At 71.4% G+C, this 13,536-nt stretch carries 9 protein-coding genes; 6 read left to right on the top strand and 3 right to left on the bottom strand.

Annotated elements, in window-relative coordinates; translation table 11 throughout:
- The first annotated feature begins 33 nt into the window (after window positions 1-33).
- On the top strand, window positions 34-2,622 hold the full coding sequence (locus tag OIE49_RS12015; protein ID WP_326802305.1) for a phosphoribosyltransferase: 2,589 nt from the start codon (window positions 34-36) through the stop codon (window positions 2,620-2,622).
- The gene (locus OIE49_RS12010) at window positions 2,622-3,434 is read left to right on the top strand and encodes an HAD family hydrolase (protein WP_326802304.1); all 813 of its coding nucleotides are present in this window, start codon (window positions 2,622-2,624) and stop codon (window positions 3,432-3,434) included. Before OIE49_RS12015 ends, OIE49_RS12010 begins: the two co-directional genes overlap by 1 nt.
- 71 nt (window positions 3,435-3,505) lie before the next feature.
- Here OIE49_RS12010 and OIE49_RS12005 read toward each other — a convergent pair whose 3' ends face one another.
- On the bottom strand, window positions 3,506-3,727 hold the full coding sequence (locus tag OIE49_RS12005) for an FmdB family zinc ribbon protein (RefSeq protein WP_100567009.1): 222 nt from the start codon (window positions 3,725-3,727) through the stop codon (window positions 3,506-3,508).
- A 445-nt stretch (window positions 3,728-4,172) separates the two neighbouring features.
- On the opposite strand from OIE49_RS12005, the gene OIE49_RS12000 reads away from it, so the two are divergent.
- The 3 genes from OIE49_RS12000 to OIE49_RS11990 all read left to right on the top strand — a co-directional run bounded on the left by OIE49_RS12000 (window position 4,173) and on the right by OIE49_RS11990 (window position 9,195).
- Window positions 4,173-6,419: a transglycosylase domain-containing protein gene (locus tag OIE49_RS12000; protein ID WP_401785773.1), complete on the top strand. Its 2,247-nt coding sequence runs from the start codon at window positions 4,173-4,175 to the stop codon at window positions 6,417-6,419.
- A 58-nt stretch (window positions 6,420-6,477) separates the two neighbouring features.
- Window positions 6,478-7,782, top strand: a complete 1,305-nt coding sequence (locus OIE49_RS11995; protein ID WP_326802303.1) for a hypothetical protein — start codon at window positions 6,478-6,480, stop codon at window positions 7,780-7,782.
- A 174-nt stretch (window positions 7,783-7,956) separates the two neighbouring features.
- On the top strand, window positions 7,957-9,195 hold the full coding sequence (locus OIE49_RS11990) for an amidase domain-containing protein (RefSeq protein ID WP_326802302.1): 1,239 nt from the start codon (window positions 7,957-7,959) through the stop codon (window positions 9,193-9,195).
- Window positions 9,196-9,226: 31 nt separating this feature from the next.
- Here the strand turns inward: OIE49_RS11990 and OIE49_RS11985 are convergent, their stop codons facing one another.
- Both OIE49_RS11985 and OIE49_RS11980 read right to left on the bottom strand, forming a co-directional pair.
- Window positions 9,227-10,516, bottom strand: a complete 1,290-nt coding sequence (locus tag OIE49_RS11985; RefSeq protein WP_326806199.1) for a hypothetical protein — start codon at window positions 10,514-10,516, stop codon at window positions 9,227-9,229.
- 303 nt (window positions 10,517-10,819) lie between these two features.
- Window positions 10,820-11,590, bottom strand: coding sequence for a DUF4097 family beta strand repeat-containing protein (locus tag OIE49_RS11980; protein WP_326802301.1), 771 nt, complete (start codon window positions 11,588-11,590; stop codon window positions 10,820-10,822).
- 366 nt (window positions 11,591-11,956) lie between these two features.
- Between OIE49_RS11980 and OIE49_RS11975 the strand changes: the two genes are divergently transcribed.
- Window positions 11,957-13,486, top strand: a complete 1,530-nt coding sequence (locus OIE49_RS11975; RefSeq protein ID WP_326806198.1) for a transposase — start codon at window positions 11,957-11,959, stop codon at window positions 13,484-13,486.
- The last annotated feature ends 50 nt before the right edge of the window (window positions 13,487-13,536 follow it).

Raw genomic sequence — 13,536 nt, 5'->3', positions numbered from 1 at the left:
ACCGCATCACCGCCGAGGGCACACAAGGAAGGCATGAACAAGCCAGTGAACGACGGGCTCTGGTCCGGCACCTGGGTCGCCGAGCGGCTCGGTGTCGAACTCGTGGGCGACCACCGGCTGACGGGCCTCCTGGGTCTCGCGCTGCGCCGCAACCCCAAGCGGGCGCACCTGCTCGTGTCCAACGTGCTCGGCAAGCACGTGCCGCAGTCGCCCTCGGTCGTGTACGGCCACGGGTTCGCCCTGGGCCGCCGGGTCCGGAACCTGCTGGGCACCGACCAGTCCGACCGGGCGGTCGTCCTGGGCTACGCGGAGACCGCCACGGGCCTCGGGCACGCGGTCGCGGACGGCCTGGGCGCCGCGCCGTACCTGCACTCCACGCGCCGCCCGGTGCCCGGCATCGACCCCGCCGGCGGCTTCGAGGAGTCCCACTCGCACGCCACCTCCCACCTCCTGCTGCCCGAGGACCCCGTCCTGCTGGCCTCCGACGGCCCGCTGGTCCTGGTGGACGACGAGTTCTCCACCGGCAACACGGTCCTGAACACCATCCGCGCCCTCCACACCCGCCACCCGCGAAAGCGCTACGTCGTGGTCGCCCTGATCGACATGCGGGCCCCCGCCGACGTGGACCGCCTACGGCAGTTCGCCGACCGGATGGACACCCAGGTCTCCCTGATCACCACGGCCTCCGGCACACTGCGCCTCCCGGCGGACGTCCTGGAGAGAGGCCAAGCCCTCGTCGCCGAGCACGAACGGGCTCAGCAGACCGAGCAGCGCACGCCGCACCCGGTCGCGTCCGACGCCTCGGAGGGGGCGGACGGGTCCGCCGTGCCGGAGCGCGGGCCCGGTGAGGTGCCGGGCGGTCAGCGGCATTGGCCGGCCGGGCGGGTGCGGCGGGTCGAGCTGCGGTGGCCGCGAAGGGTGCCGGACGGCGGGCGGCACGGGTTCACGCCGGCGCATCGGGAGCGGCTTGAGCGGGCACTGCCCGCCATGGCCGCACGGATCGCCGAAGCGCTGCCGCGGGACGCGCGGCAGGTACTGGTGCTCGGCTGCGAGGAACTGATGTACGCGCCACTGCGGCTGGCGCGGGAGCTGGAGCAGGTCGTGGAGGCCGAGGTGCGGTACTCCACCACCACCCGCTCGCCCGTACTGGCCGTCGACGACCCCGGATACGCGATCCGCACCCGGCTGGTCTTCCCCGCCCACGACGACCCGGCCGACGGCCCCGGCGAGCGCTACGCCTACAACGTCGCCGGCGGCGGCTTCGACGCCGTGGTCGCCGTCGTCGACTCCGCTGCCGACACCCCCGAACTGCACGCGCCCGACGGCCTGCTGGCCCGGCTCGCGGAGCACACCCCGCACGTCCTGTTCGCGGTCGTGCCCTCGTACCTCCCCGTGCCCCCGCACGCCCCCGAAAGGTCCCCGATGCTGCCCGAGCCCCTCCGCGGCCCCGCCTTCTCCTCGTACGCGCCGGACGAGGTCGGCTGGCTGCTCCAGGACCTCTCGGACGTGACGCTGGAGGCGCCGACGGAGGAGCGCGAGGAGGCCATCCAGAGCGGCGGCGCGCACTACGCCGAGTCGCTGCCGGTGGAGTACCAGCCCAGCGAGCAGTACCAGGAGCTGTTCCACACGGCCCTGACGGCCTCCGCCGCGCGCATCGCCCGGGCCGTCGGCGTGGTCACCGAGACGATCCTCGCCGAAGTCCCCCTGCGCCGGAAGAGCCCGGCCGGGACGGACGAGACCCCCGGCGCCGGCCCCGTGCTCGTCTCGCTCGCCCGCGCCGGTACCCCCGTCGGCGTACTGATGCGGCGCTGGGCCCGGTTCCGGCACGGCCGGGACCTGCCGCACTACGCCGTGTCGATCGTGCGCGGCCGCGGCATCGACACCAACGCGCTGCGCTGGCTCGCCGCCCGCCACGACCCCCGCGACGTCGTCTTCGTCGACGGCTGGACCGGGAAGGGCGCCATCACCCGCGAACTGGCCCAGGCGATCAAGGAGTTCGAGGAGCGCGAAGGGATCACCGGCTTCGACCCGGAGATCGCCGTGCTCGCCGACCCCGGCTCGTGCGTGCGGACGTACGGCACCCGGGAGGACTTCCTCATACCCTCCGCCTGCCTCAACTCCACCGTCTCCGGCCTGATCTCACGGACCGTGCTGCGCGCCGACCTGGTCGGCCGGCACGACTTCCACGGCGCGAAGTTCTACCGTGAACTGGCCGGCGCCGACGTCTCGAACGGCTTCCTCGACGCCGTCTCCCAGTGCTTCCACGAGGTCGCCGACGGCGTCGACGTCGCCGCCAAGGAACTGCTGACCACCGACCGCGCCCCCACCTGGGAGGGCTGGGCGGCGGTCGAGCGCATCAGCGAGGAGTACGGCATCCACGACGTGAACCTGGTCAAGCCCGGCGTCGGGGAGACCACCCGGGTACTGCTGCGCCGGGTGCCCTGGAGGATCCTGGCGCGGGCCGGAGCCGGCGCCGACCTGGACCATGTGCGGCTGCTCGCCGGGCAGCGCGGCGTCCCGGTCGAGGAGGTCGACGAACTTCCCTACAGCTGCGTGGGTTTGATCCACCCCCGGTACACGCGCGGGGCGACCGGCGCCGACGGCAGGACGGTGACCCGCTGATGCCGGTCCTCGTGGCGAGCGATCTCGACCGTACGCTCATCTACTCCGCCGCCGCCCTGGCGCTCACCATGCCGGACGCGCGGGCCCCGCGGCTGCTGTGCGTGGAGGTGCACGAGAGCAAGCCGCTGTCGTACCTGACCGAGACGGCAGCCGGGCTGCTCACCGATCTCGCCGACTCGGCGGTGTTCGTGCCCGCCACGACCCGCACCCGCAAGCAGTACCTGCGCATCAACCTGCCCGGCCCGGCACCGACGTACGCCGTCTGCGCCAACGGCGGCCACCTGCTGGTGGACGGCGTCTCGGACGGCGACTGGCACCGGCGGGTGACCACGCGGCTGGCCGACGAGTGCGCGTCGCTCGCGGAGGTCCAGGAGCATCTGCTGCGCACCGCCGACCCCGTCTGGGTGCGCAAGCAGCGCGTGGCCGAGGACCTGTTCGCCTACCTCGTGGTGGAGCGCGAACTCCTGCCCGACGACTGGGTGAAGGAACTGACCGCCTGGGCGGCCGGGCGCGGCTGGACGGTCTCCCTGCAGGGCCGCAAGCTCTACGCCGTCCCCAAGCCACTGACCAAGAGCGCCGCCGTCCGCGAGGTCGCCCGCCGCACCGGCGCCGACCTCGTCCTCGGCGCCGGCGACTCGCTGCTGGACGCCGACCTGCTGCACGCCGTGGACCGCGGCTGGCGGCCCGGACACGGTGAACTGGCCGACTCCGGCTGGACGGCACCCGGCATCGCCGCACTGCCCGAGCGCGGAGTGCTCGCCGGGGAGCGGATCGTGCGGGAGTTCCTCAAGGCGGCCCGGGCACCCCGTTAGGGGCGCGAGCCGCCGTCGATGTCAGCCGGCTGGTCGTCAGCCGGATGGGCTGTCAGCCGGTTGGTGGTGCGTCAGCCGCAGCAGCCTCCGCCGCAGCACCCGCCGCCGCCCGAGCCGGACCGCGGCGCGGGTGCCGGGGCGGCCGCGGAGCCGCCCACCGCGACCGTGGACAGCAGCTTGACCGTGTCGTCGTGCCCGGCGGGGCAGCTGGCCGGGGCGGACGACTCCGCCATGGGACGACTCAGTTCGAAGGTGTCGCCGCAGCTCCGGCAGCGGTACTCGTAGCGAGGCATGCGCCCAGATTAACGGGCGTGACCGGACACACAGCCCTCCGTGTTTCTTATGTCTTGGTTTCTGTCCAGTTCTTGTGCGGAGAACTGGAAAAGACGGCTGATAATTTTGTAGCGCCGCGAGGGCCGCGTGGTGGCTGCGAACAAAGGGGAGAGCAGCCGCAGTTGCGGTGAAGGTGTCGACCCGCGCGAGCACCACGAAAGTGCGGAGGAGGACACAGTTGTGACGGAGGCAGGGCGGGGGGAAGGTCTTCCGGAGGAAGGCCGCCGGTCCGACGGGCGCAGCGTCGAGGCCGGACAGCCGGAGCAGTCGAAGACCGACCGGCCGGTGCGTGCGGAGGAAACGATCCAGCTCAAGGTCGACGACCTGCGCCGGGCGGACGAGACCATGCAGCTGAAGGTCGACAGCCTCCGCGAGCGGCATACGAGCGCGCAACCGCACGAGACGATGCAGCTGAAGGTCGACAGCCTTCGCGAGCGGCATACGAGCGCGCAACCGCACGAGACGATGCAGTTGCGCGCCTTCCAGCCCACGCCCCCGGACCCGTCCGACCCCTCCGACACGTCGGAGCAGTCCGACCAGCCCGATGGGTCCGGCCCGTCCGAACCGTCCGACGGCCCGCCCCGGCGGCGCGCCGACCGCCGCAAGCCGCGCACGCGCACCCGCCCCGCGATTCCCCCGGCCCTGACCCGGCGCCTCGCCCCCCTCGTCGCGGTGGCCGCGCCGTACGCCCGCAGACTCAAACCCGTCTACCCGCGCCCCGGCCGCACCGGCTGGCGCCGCTGGCTCCCCTCCTGGAGACAATGGGCCGGCGCCACCGTCGCGGCCATGGGCCTGAGCGCCTTCCTGCTGGCCATCGCCTACGCCGCGACCGACATCCCGCAGAACCTGAACACCTACGCCACCCAGCAGGACAACGTCTACTTCTGGTCCGACGGCACCCCCATGGCCCGTACCGGCTGGGTGCAGCGCCAGGCGATGCCGCTGAAGGACATACCCGAGGACGTGCGCTGGGCCGTCCTCGCGGCCGAGAACGAGAGCTTCTACAGCGACCCCGGCATCTCCTTCACCGGCCTCGGCCGGGCCGTGTGGCGCACCGTCGGCAAGGGCGACACCCAGGGCGGCTCCACCATCACCCAGCAGTACGTCAAGAACGTCTACCTCTCCCAGGACCAGTCCGTCAGCCGTAAGTTCACCGAGGCGATGATCTCGCTCAAGCTCGACAACCAGATGAGCAAGGACAAGATCCTCGAGGGCTACCTCAACACGAGCTGGTTCGGCCGCGGCACCTACGGCATCCAGCGCGCCGCCCAGGCCTACTACGGCAAGGACGTCGGCGACCTCAACGCCAGCGAGGCCGCCTTCCTCGCCTCCCTGCTCAAGGGCGCCGGGCTCTACGATCCCACCCTGAACGAGGCCAACCACCGCCGTGCCGTGGAGCGCTGGACCTGGACCCTCGACCGCATGGTCAAGATCGGCAAGCTGTCGAAGGCCGAACGCGCCACGTTCCGCACGTTCCCCGAGCCGCTCAAGCGCAACCCGCTCTACGACACCGGCCAGCAGACCGACTACCTGGTCGAACTGGCCTCGCAGTACGCCAAGAAGGCCGCGCACATCACCGACCAGGATTTCGACCTGGGCGGCTACCAGATCTACACCACCTTCGACCGCAAGCGGGAAGGCGCCCTGACCGACGAGGTCACCAAGGCCCGCAAGAACGCGGGCAAGACCACCCCGGGCCCGGCGAAGACCGTGCACTACGGTGCCGCCTCCGTGGCCGCCGACGGCCGCATCCTCGCCGTCTACGGCGGCCCCGACCACCGCACCCAGGGCTACAACGAGTCCAACGCCACCACCGTCCCGGCCGGTTCGGCCTTCCTGCCGTTCGTCTACGCGGCCGGACTCGAACACGGCGTCATCAAGCAGCGCGACGAACCCAGGGAGCAGGTCACCCCGCAGACCCTTTACGACGGCGACGACGACGTGCCCGTCACCACCCCCGAGGGCCCCTACTGGGACCGCAGCGGTAAGAAGGTGTCCGCCCACAACGACGACCGGAAGTCCTGGGGGCGGATCAGCCTGCACCAGGCGCTCGCGAACTCCGTGAACACGCCCTTCATGCAACTCGGCATGGACACCGGCCTGGACAAGGTCAAGCAGACCGCCCAGGCGGCCGGACTGCTGCCCGCCAGCATGGGCCCGCAGGTGCCCGCGCTGTCCCTCGGCAGCTCCACCCCGAGCGCGATCCGGATGGCCGGCGGCTACGCCACCTTCGCCGCCAAGGGCACGCACACCGAGCCGTACTCGGTGCGGCGGATCACCCGCAACGGCTCCTCCGTCCGGCTGGACACCCCGGCCGCGAAGCGCGCGGTCGGCCGGGACGTGGCCGAGGCGGTCACCGAGGCGCTCGGCGAGTCCTTCCGCACCGCCCACCCGGCCGCGGGCACGGGGCCGGCGTCCGGCACGGCGGGGGAGGCGGCCACGGCCTCGGTGGCAGGCAAGGCCGGCGCCACCGAGGACGACACCGCCGCCTGGTACGTGGGCACCGTCAAGTCGGTGTCCACGGCGGTCGTCGTCTACCGCATGGATCTGGCCAAGAGTCTCGAACCGCTGCCACTGGAAGGAGTCGCCGGCACCCGGGCCGACAGCGTTCCCTACGGGATCTGGGCGGGTGCCGTGAACCCACCCGTCTGAGCCCGGCGGCCCGGCCGCACCCGCTCCCACCACCCCCCTCGCAGATTGAGCCCCCCACATGAAGTCAAACGGCCGTCGGCGCAAGGCACGTGCACCTCGCCGCACCACCCGTCCCGAGTTCCTGACCCTGGCCGCCCTGCTGGTGGTCGCCTCCGTGGTGGCGGGCTTTCTGACGCTCACCCGTGCCGACTCGACCGCGCCGACCGCGTCCGCCGGGTCCAAGGGCGAAGAGGCCGGGCGCGGCCCCAAGAAAGCCGGTTCGCCGTCCGGCGCGGCCGCGGAGCCCGAGTGGGACGGCAAGGTGCGGGTGCTCGGTGACGGCTCCACCTCCTACACCGGCCCGCAGAAGGCCGAGTGGAAGCCGAAGCCGCTCGAACCCGGCGAGAAGCCGCCGCAGTTCGTGGTCTTCTCCTGGGACGGCGGCCTGGAGGGCGACGACCACCTGTTCTCGCACTACCGGGAGCTGGCCAAGGAGTACGACGCCCACATGACCTTCTTCCTCACGGGCATCTACCTGCTGCCCAAGGCCAAGAAGGACATCTACCACCCGCCGCAGCACTCGCCGGGGTCCGCCGCCATCGACTACGCCACCGTCGACCACATCCGCACCACCGTGGAGCAGCTCAGCAAGGCCTACGAGGAGGGCAACGAGATCGGCACCCACTTCAACGGCCACTTCTGCGGCGCGAAGGGCGGCGGCGACTGGAGCGTCGAGGAGTGGAAGAGCGAGATCGACCAGTTCTACGACTTCGCGGAGAAGTGGAAGACCAACTCCGGCCTCACCGACCTTCCGCCGCTGCCCTTCGACTTCCGCAAGGAGATCACCGGCGGACGCGCGCCCTGCCTGGAGGGACAGCCCAACCTGCTGAAGGCCATCAAGGACTACGGCTGGCGCTACGACGCCAGCTCGCCCGGCGACTTCCAGATCTGGCCGGCGAAGAAGGACGGCATCTGGGACTTCCCGCTCCAGATGCTCCCGTACGAGGACGGCAAGTACCAGGGCCTGTCGATGGACTTCAACTTCCTCTACAACCAGTCCGACGGCGAGACCCAGGGCAATCCGGCCAACTTCCCGCAGTGGGAGCAGCAGACCGTCGACGCCTACATGGCGGGATTCAACCGCGTCTACTACGGCAGCCGGGCGCCCCTGTTCATCGGCAACCACTTCGAGGACTGGAACGGCGGCATCTACATGAAGGCCATCGACCAGGTCGTCAAGAACACCTGCGTCAAGAAGGACGTCAAGTGCGTGTCGTTCCGGGAGCTCGCCGACTGGCTGGACGTGCAGAAACCGGAAACGCTGCAGCGGCTGCGCTCCCTGGACCCGGCCCAGTCGCCCGACTGGTCGTCCGTGGTCAACTGAACCGCGTGACGGGAGAGTTCCGCTTGTGGCCCCCGCTACACAGCCTCTCCACACCGCATGCGAAGATGCCGTCGCCCGGTAGGTCTACCGGCATAGAGGGGAACACCATTGAAATCAAGGAAACTTAGCCGTAAGCGGCGTCGCGCCACCATAATCTCGGCGGCGGCCGCCTCCGTGGTCGCCGGCGTCGCGCTGGTGCCCAACTGGAGCGCGGGCGCGGCCGTCACCAACGACCCGACGGTGGACGCGGCCACCAAGGCCACCTTCCAGAAGCTGGCCGACGCGGTCTTCACCGACCGCACCCAGGCCCTGGTGGACGACGGCGCGGGCAGCAAGGGCCGCCACCACCGGAAGACCTCCGGCTTCTCCGGCAAGGTCCGCCTGTCCGGCACGCAGTCGCGCCAGGAGAGCTCCGCCCTGGACCAACTGCGCGGCCGCAAGGCACGGCTCGCGAAGCTGGGCGAGAAGTACAGCGCCGGCAAGACCAGCGTGTCGCTGGACGCCACCCGGGTGCAGGGCCGCGACGCCAAGGTCGCCGTCACCGAGACCACGACCCTGACGTACCGGAAGGTCCGCGGCAACGAGCCGAAGACCACCGGCTTCCAGGCCCGCCACGAACTGACGTTCAAGGCGGACCAGAAGGGCAACTGGCAGCTCACCGGCATCCGCGACACGGACGACGGCGTCGCCGTCAACCAGATCGCCGAACCGTCCGTCGTCACGCCGCCCACCGCGAAGCCGTCGACCCCGGCTCCGACCGCGAAGGCGTCGACCAAGCCGCCCACCACGGCGCCGGCGACCCCGGCCCCGACCACCGCGGCCCCGGCGCCCTCCACCACGGCCCCGAGCGTCGCCGCCGACGGCAACCCGCCCGCGGCACCCCGCGCGGCCATCACCGCGAACCCGCCCGCCGCAGCGAAGAACCTCACCGGCGGGGCCTACGACTACAAGGCCATGGCGGCGTACGCGACGAAGTACTGGAACAACTACAACCCCGAGTACCCCGACTTCAACGGGGCGGGGGCCGGCGGCGACTGCACCAACTTCGTCAGCCAGTCCCTCAAGGCGGGCGGCTGGAAGCACGAACCCGGCTACACGTACGACTTCCACAAGTGGTTCGGCAACGCCGAGATCCAGTCGGACTCGTTCGTCGGCGTCAACGAGTTCTCCTGGTACGCCCTGTCCTCCAAGCGGGTCACCAGCCTCGCCAACGTCTACCAGATGGACGTCGGCGACGTGCTCCAGATGGACTTCAACCGGGACGGGTCCAAGGACCACACCATGATCGTCACGTCGCGCACCGCGCAGGGCGTGCCGTATCTGTCGTACCACTCCACCAACACCTACAACAGGTCGGTGGCGAGCATCATCGCCTCCTACCCGGACGCGTACTACTACGCCTACCGCACCTGATCGGTGAATCCCGGGAGCGGGGAGCGGGCCGTCAGCGGCCGGCTCCCCGCTCCTCGCGGATCCGGGTCACCACCGAGGCCACCGTCTGCCGCACCGCCTCGGTCTCCGTCAGGAAGTGCCAGTAGTCGGGATGACGGCCCTCCAGCGTCGCCACCGCCCGCTCCAGCCGGCCCACCGAGTCGTCCAGCGGCCCGGCGTGCCGCGGATCCGGCGTCGTACGGCCCGACATGGCCAGCCGCTGCGCGTCCCGGATCGCGAACCGGGTCCGCTCGATCTCCGCCTGCGGATCCTTCTGCACCTCGTTCAGCCGCCGCAGCCGCTCCCCGGCGGCCGACACCGCCTCGTCCGTGGTGTTCAGCAACGCCCGCACCGTCGACAGCAGCGCCGTCGCGTCCGGCCAGCGCTGGGCGTCCCGCGCGGCCCGCGCCTCCCGGAGCTTCGCCTCCGCCTCCCGCACGCTCCCGGCGGCCTGCTCCGGCACCTGCTGAAGGTCCTGCCAGCAGGCGACGGTGAACCGCCGCCGCAGCTCGCTGAGCACCGGCTCCACCTGACCGGCGCGCGTGCCCAGCGCCTGCGCCCGGGTGCGCAGCGACACCAGCCGGTGATCGATCTCGGCGGCCTGCTCCGGCAGCCGCACCGCCTCCGCCCGGATCGCCTCCGCCTCCCGCGCCACCCGCTCGGCGCGCTCCAGCGTCGGCTGCACACCGTGCTGTCCCGCGCCCTGGTTGAGCCTCGTCAGCTCGGGGGAGAGCGCGGCGAGCCGGGCGGCCAGGTCATCCGCCCCGAGCCCGGACCCGCGGGCGTCGTCCAGCGCGCCGGCGGCGGCGCTCAGGGCCTGCCGGGCGCGCTCCACCCCGGGTGCGACCCGGGCCAGTTGGGTCTCGGCCTTGCCGAGCAGCGGCCCGAGACCACTGCCGAAACGGTCCAGCTCCCTCTTGACGCCCAGCAGTTCGTCCTTGGCCGCGGTCAGATCGACACGCGCCCGGGAGGCGACGGAGGCCTCCAGATCGTCCCGGTCCAGGTCCTGGGCGTCGACGGCCTGGATGTAACGCTGACTGACCTCGTCGATGCGCCGGCCGAGCGCCTCGAACTCGCCGACCGCGCGCCGGGCGTCCGGGGAGTCGTCGACCGCCGTGATCGTCTCGATCGAGATCCGCAGATCGCGCTGGGCGGTGTCCAGCTCGTAGAAGGCGGCCGCGGCGGCGTCCTTGGCGGCCTGCGCCTCGGCACGCTGGGTCTCGGCCCGCCCGCCGAACCAGCGCCGGGTGCCGCCGCCCGCGAAGGCGGCCGGCAGCGCGAGCGCGGCCAGCAGGGGAAGCATCAGCACGACCGAGAATGAGGTTTCGCCCAAAGGGGAGGAATAGCCCCGCGCGGCTCGGTATGCTGACTGCCGTGCGTTGCGAGAGCCAAGCACGCGCAACTCCTTTGTCCTAACAGGCAACCGGGCAGGTTCCGTCCCGGCTGGTGCTGAGAGCGTCGGACTCCTTCGTTCGCCGAGCGAATGAGCTGCTTGAGCCAGGAATCCCCTTGCTTCGGCTGGGGGAGGGTTCAAATCCCTCTCCCGTGCTCTTCGCCCTGCATGGTGTTCATTCTTCCATCTGCGCAGGACGAACACACGGGCCGGTCAGTCAGCCGTACGAACTGTGATCCCACCGTCGCCGGTGGTCGCGGACACCACGTGGGAGCCGGCGTCGTCCCGGGGCACGGAGACGTGCACCGAGCCGTCGCCGGTCTTCGTCGTCACCCGGTACGTCGCGTGCGGCAGCGTGATGCTGACGGAGCCGTCACCGGACCTGGTGTCCACCAGGTCCGGTACGGCGCCCAGCTCCAGGTGGACCTCGCCGTCGCCGGTGGTGGCCCGTACCCGGAGCGAGGAGACCTCCGCCCGTACGGACCCGTCGCCGGAGCGCAGCTCCAGGGGCCCGGTGGAGTCGGTGACGTGCACGGAGCCGTCGCCGGAACGGATGCTCAGGGCGTCCTCGAACCCGCGCGCCCGCACACTGCCGTCACGGTCCTCGACCTTCACGGCGATCCCGCGCGGGACCTCGATCCGGTGCTTGGCCGAGCAGTCGGCGACGAACCCCGAGCACTTCAGCCGCAGCACCAGGCGGTCGTCCTTCATGGACCAGGTCACCCTCGGATCGTCCCCGATCAGCACGGACCCGCTGAACCAGCGGCTCACCTCCACGGCCCCCGCCTTCGCCTGACCGCCGGAGACGATCTCCAGCGCCGAGTCGTCCGAGTCCACGGTCAGGGTGTCTCCGCGCAGGGCGAACGAGCGCCGCTCGGGACTGCTGTCGTCCTCGACGGAGCCCCCGCAGGCCGTGGCCGTGGCGACGAGCACGACGACGGCACCGGCGGCCGCGGCGACACGGGCGGGTATGGAACGGGACATGACGGTCTCCCCCTGATGACGGACGACGAACCCGAACGGCTCTGAGGAGATCGTAGAAAGAACCCCCGCCCCGGAGAATCCGGCGCGCTACCGGACGGGGGGTGGGGCTAGCCCCCCTCCGTCGCGTCCCGTTTCGCGAGGAGTACGGATCTCCGGAGGGGACAGGAGTTCTCGCCTCGAACAGGGTGATTTTTGCGATCGGTGCTCGTTGAATGAGACAGAGTGGGCTTCGGTGTCAGTGGGGGCGGGGTGGACGGACTGCGGAAGGTGACGCCGTCGTACGTCGTATCCGGGCCGGCCGGCGTGGCGATCCGGACACGGCTGCGGGTGTCGTCGGCGGACGCCTCGGTGCTGACCGAGACGGGCATGTTTCTCGGCTCCCTGGCGTCGCGGGATCTCGAGACGCGGTCCCGTCAGGGTCCGGGCCACGATGCCGCCTCCTGGGCGCTGCGGAAGAGGGAGCTGACCGAGTCCTCGTCGGCGCGCTGGACGGGAAGCATCACCAAGGCGACCCACGACCAGTGGGCGCTGGCGCGGCGCGGCCAGGCCGCCGAGATGGCGTGGCTGCGGGGGGAGATCACACGGACTGAGGCCAGACTGGCCCGCCCGCTGGGCGCCAAGGCCGACAAGCGGGCCGGGACGACGCGGGGCTGTGTGACCCGATCGGAGTGGCATGCCAAGTCCCGCCGTCTGCGTGTTCTCCAGGACCGGCTCACCGCTCTGCGGGCGGACTGGGCGGCCGGCCGGGTGCATGTGGTGCGCGGTGGCAAGAGGCTCGCTCGCCTCCGGCACCATCTGGACGAGGCAGGGCTGAGCCGGCACGCGTGGCAGGAGCGATGGCGGACCGCCCGGATGTTCCTCGCCGCGGACGGGGAGTCCGGCAAACGCTGCGGCAACGAGACCATCCGCGTCACCGGATCCGGAGAACTCTCGATCAGACTCCCGGCCGGCCTGGCCCACCTGGCGAACTCTCCGCACGGCCGGTACGTGCTCGACGCGACTGTGGCGTTCACCCATCGGGCCGGGGAGTGGCGGGACCGGATCGTCGCGGACCGGGCAGTGGCCTACCGCATCCACCACGACGTTCTGCGCGGCCGCTGGTATGTGACTGCCTCCTGGCAGCGCGCAGTGGCACCGGCGGTGCCACTGCGGGCAGCGCTGGCTCGCGGCGTCGTCGCGGTGGACATGAACGACGACCATCTCGCCGCCTGGCGCCTCGACGTGCATGGCAACCCGGTCGGCGCGCCCCGGCGGTTCTTCTACGACCTGTCGGGCAGCGCCCAGCACCGGGACGCTCAGATCCGGCACGCGCTGACTCGGCTGCTGCACCACACCCGGCGTACCGGAGTCTCCTCGATCGCCATCGAGGACCTCGACTTCACCGACGGCAGCACACGCGAGAGGCACGGTCGCAACAAGTCGTTCCGTCGCCTCATCTCCCGCTTCCCCACTGCCAAGTTGAAGGCGCGGCTGGTGCTGATGGCGGCCGAGTGGAATGTCGGCGTCGTCGCGGTCGACCCGGCCTACACCTCACGATGGGGTGCCCAGCACTGGCGGCGGCCGCTGACGACTGCAACTCGTGAGGTGACGCGCCACGACGCGGCAGCCGTGGCGATCGGACGGCGCGCGCTCGGGCATCCGATCCGGCGACGGACAGCACCGCCCCCGCACGACCGGAGAGATCGTGCGGGGCATCGGACCGTCCAGGCCGGACCGGAGACTCGGGGGCGTGAGGAGACCCGCCCCCGCCTTCCTGGACCACGGACACGATCCGTGCCGCCGGGACGCGGAGCGAAAGCGGGCGACCAGCGTGCTCAACACCGCTCGGGGCACGCGGCTGGGCCTACGTCTTGGCGACAGGACGTACTCCCGCCCAGTCTTCAGGAATATGGCTGACCTCCTGTCTGTCCGCGTCACGGATTTGGAGGAGGGCGCCCGGGACAATG

Origin of the sequence: Streptomyces sp. NBC_01788, from assembly GCF_035917575.1 — a bacterium.
Taxonomy (GTDB): domain Bacteria; phylum Actinomycetota; class Actinomycetes; order Streptomycetales; family Streptomycetaceae; genus Streptomyces.
Note: the sequence above shows the minus strand (reverse complement) of the source record. Positions and strands in the feature narration are given on the sequence as shown.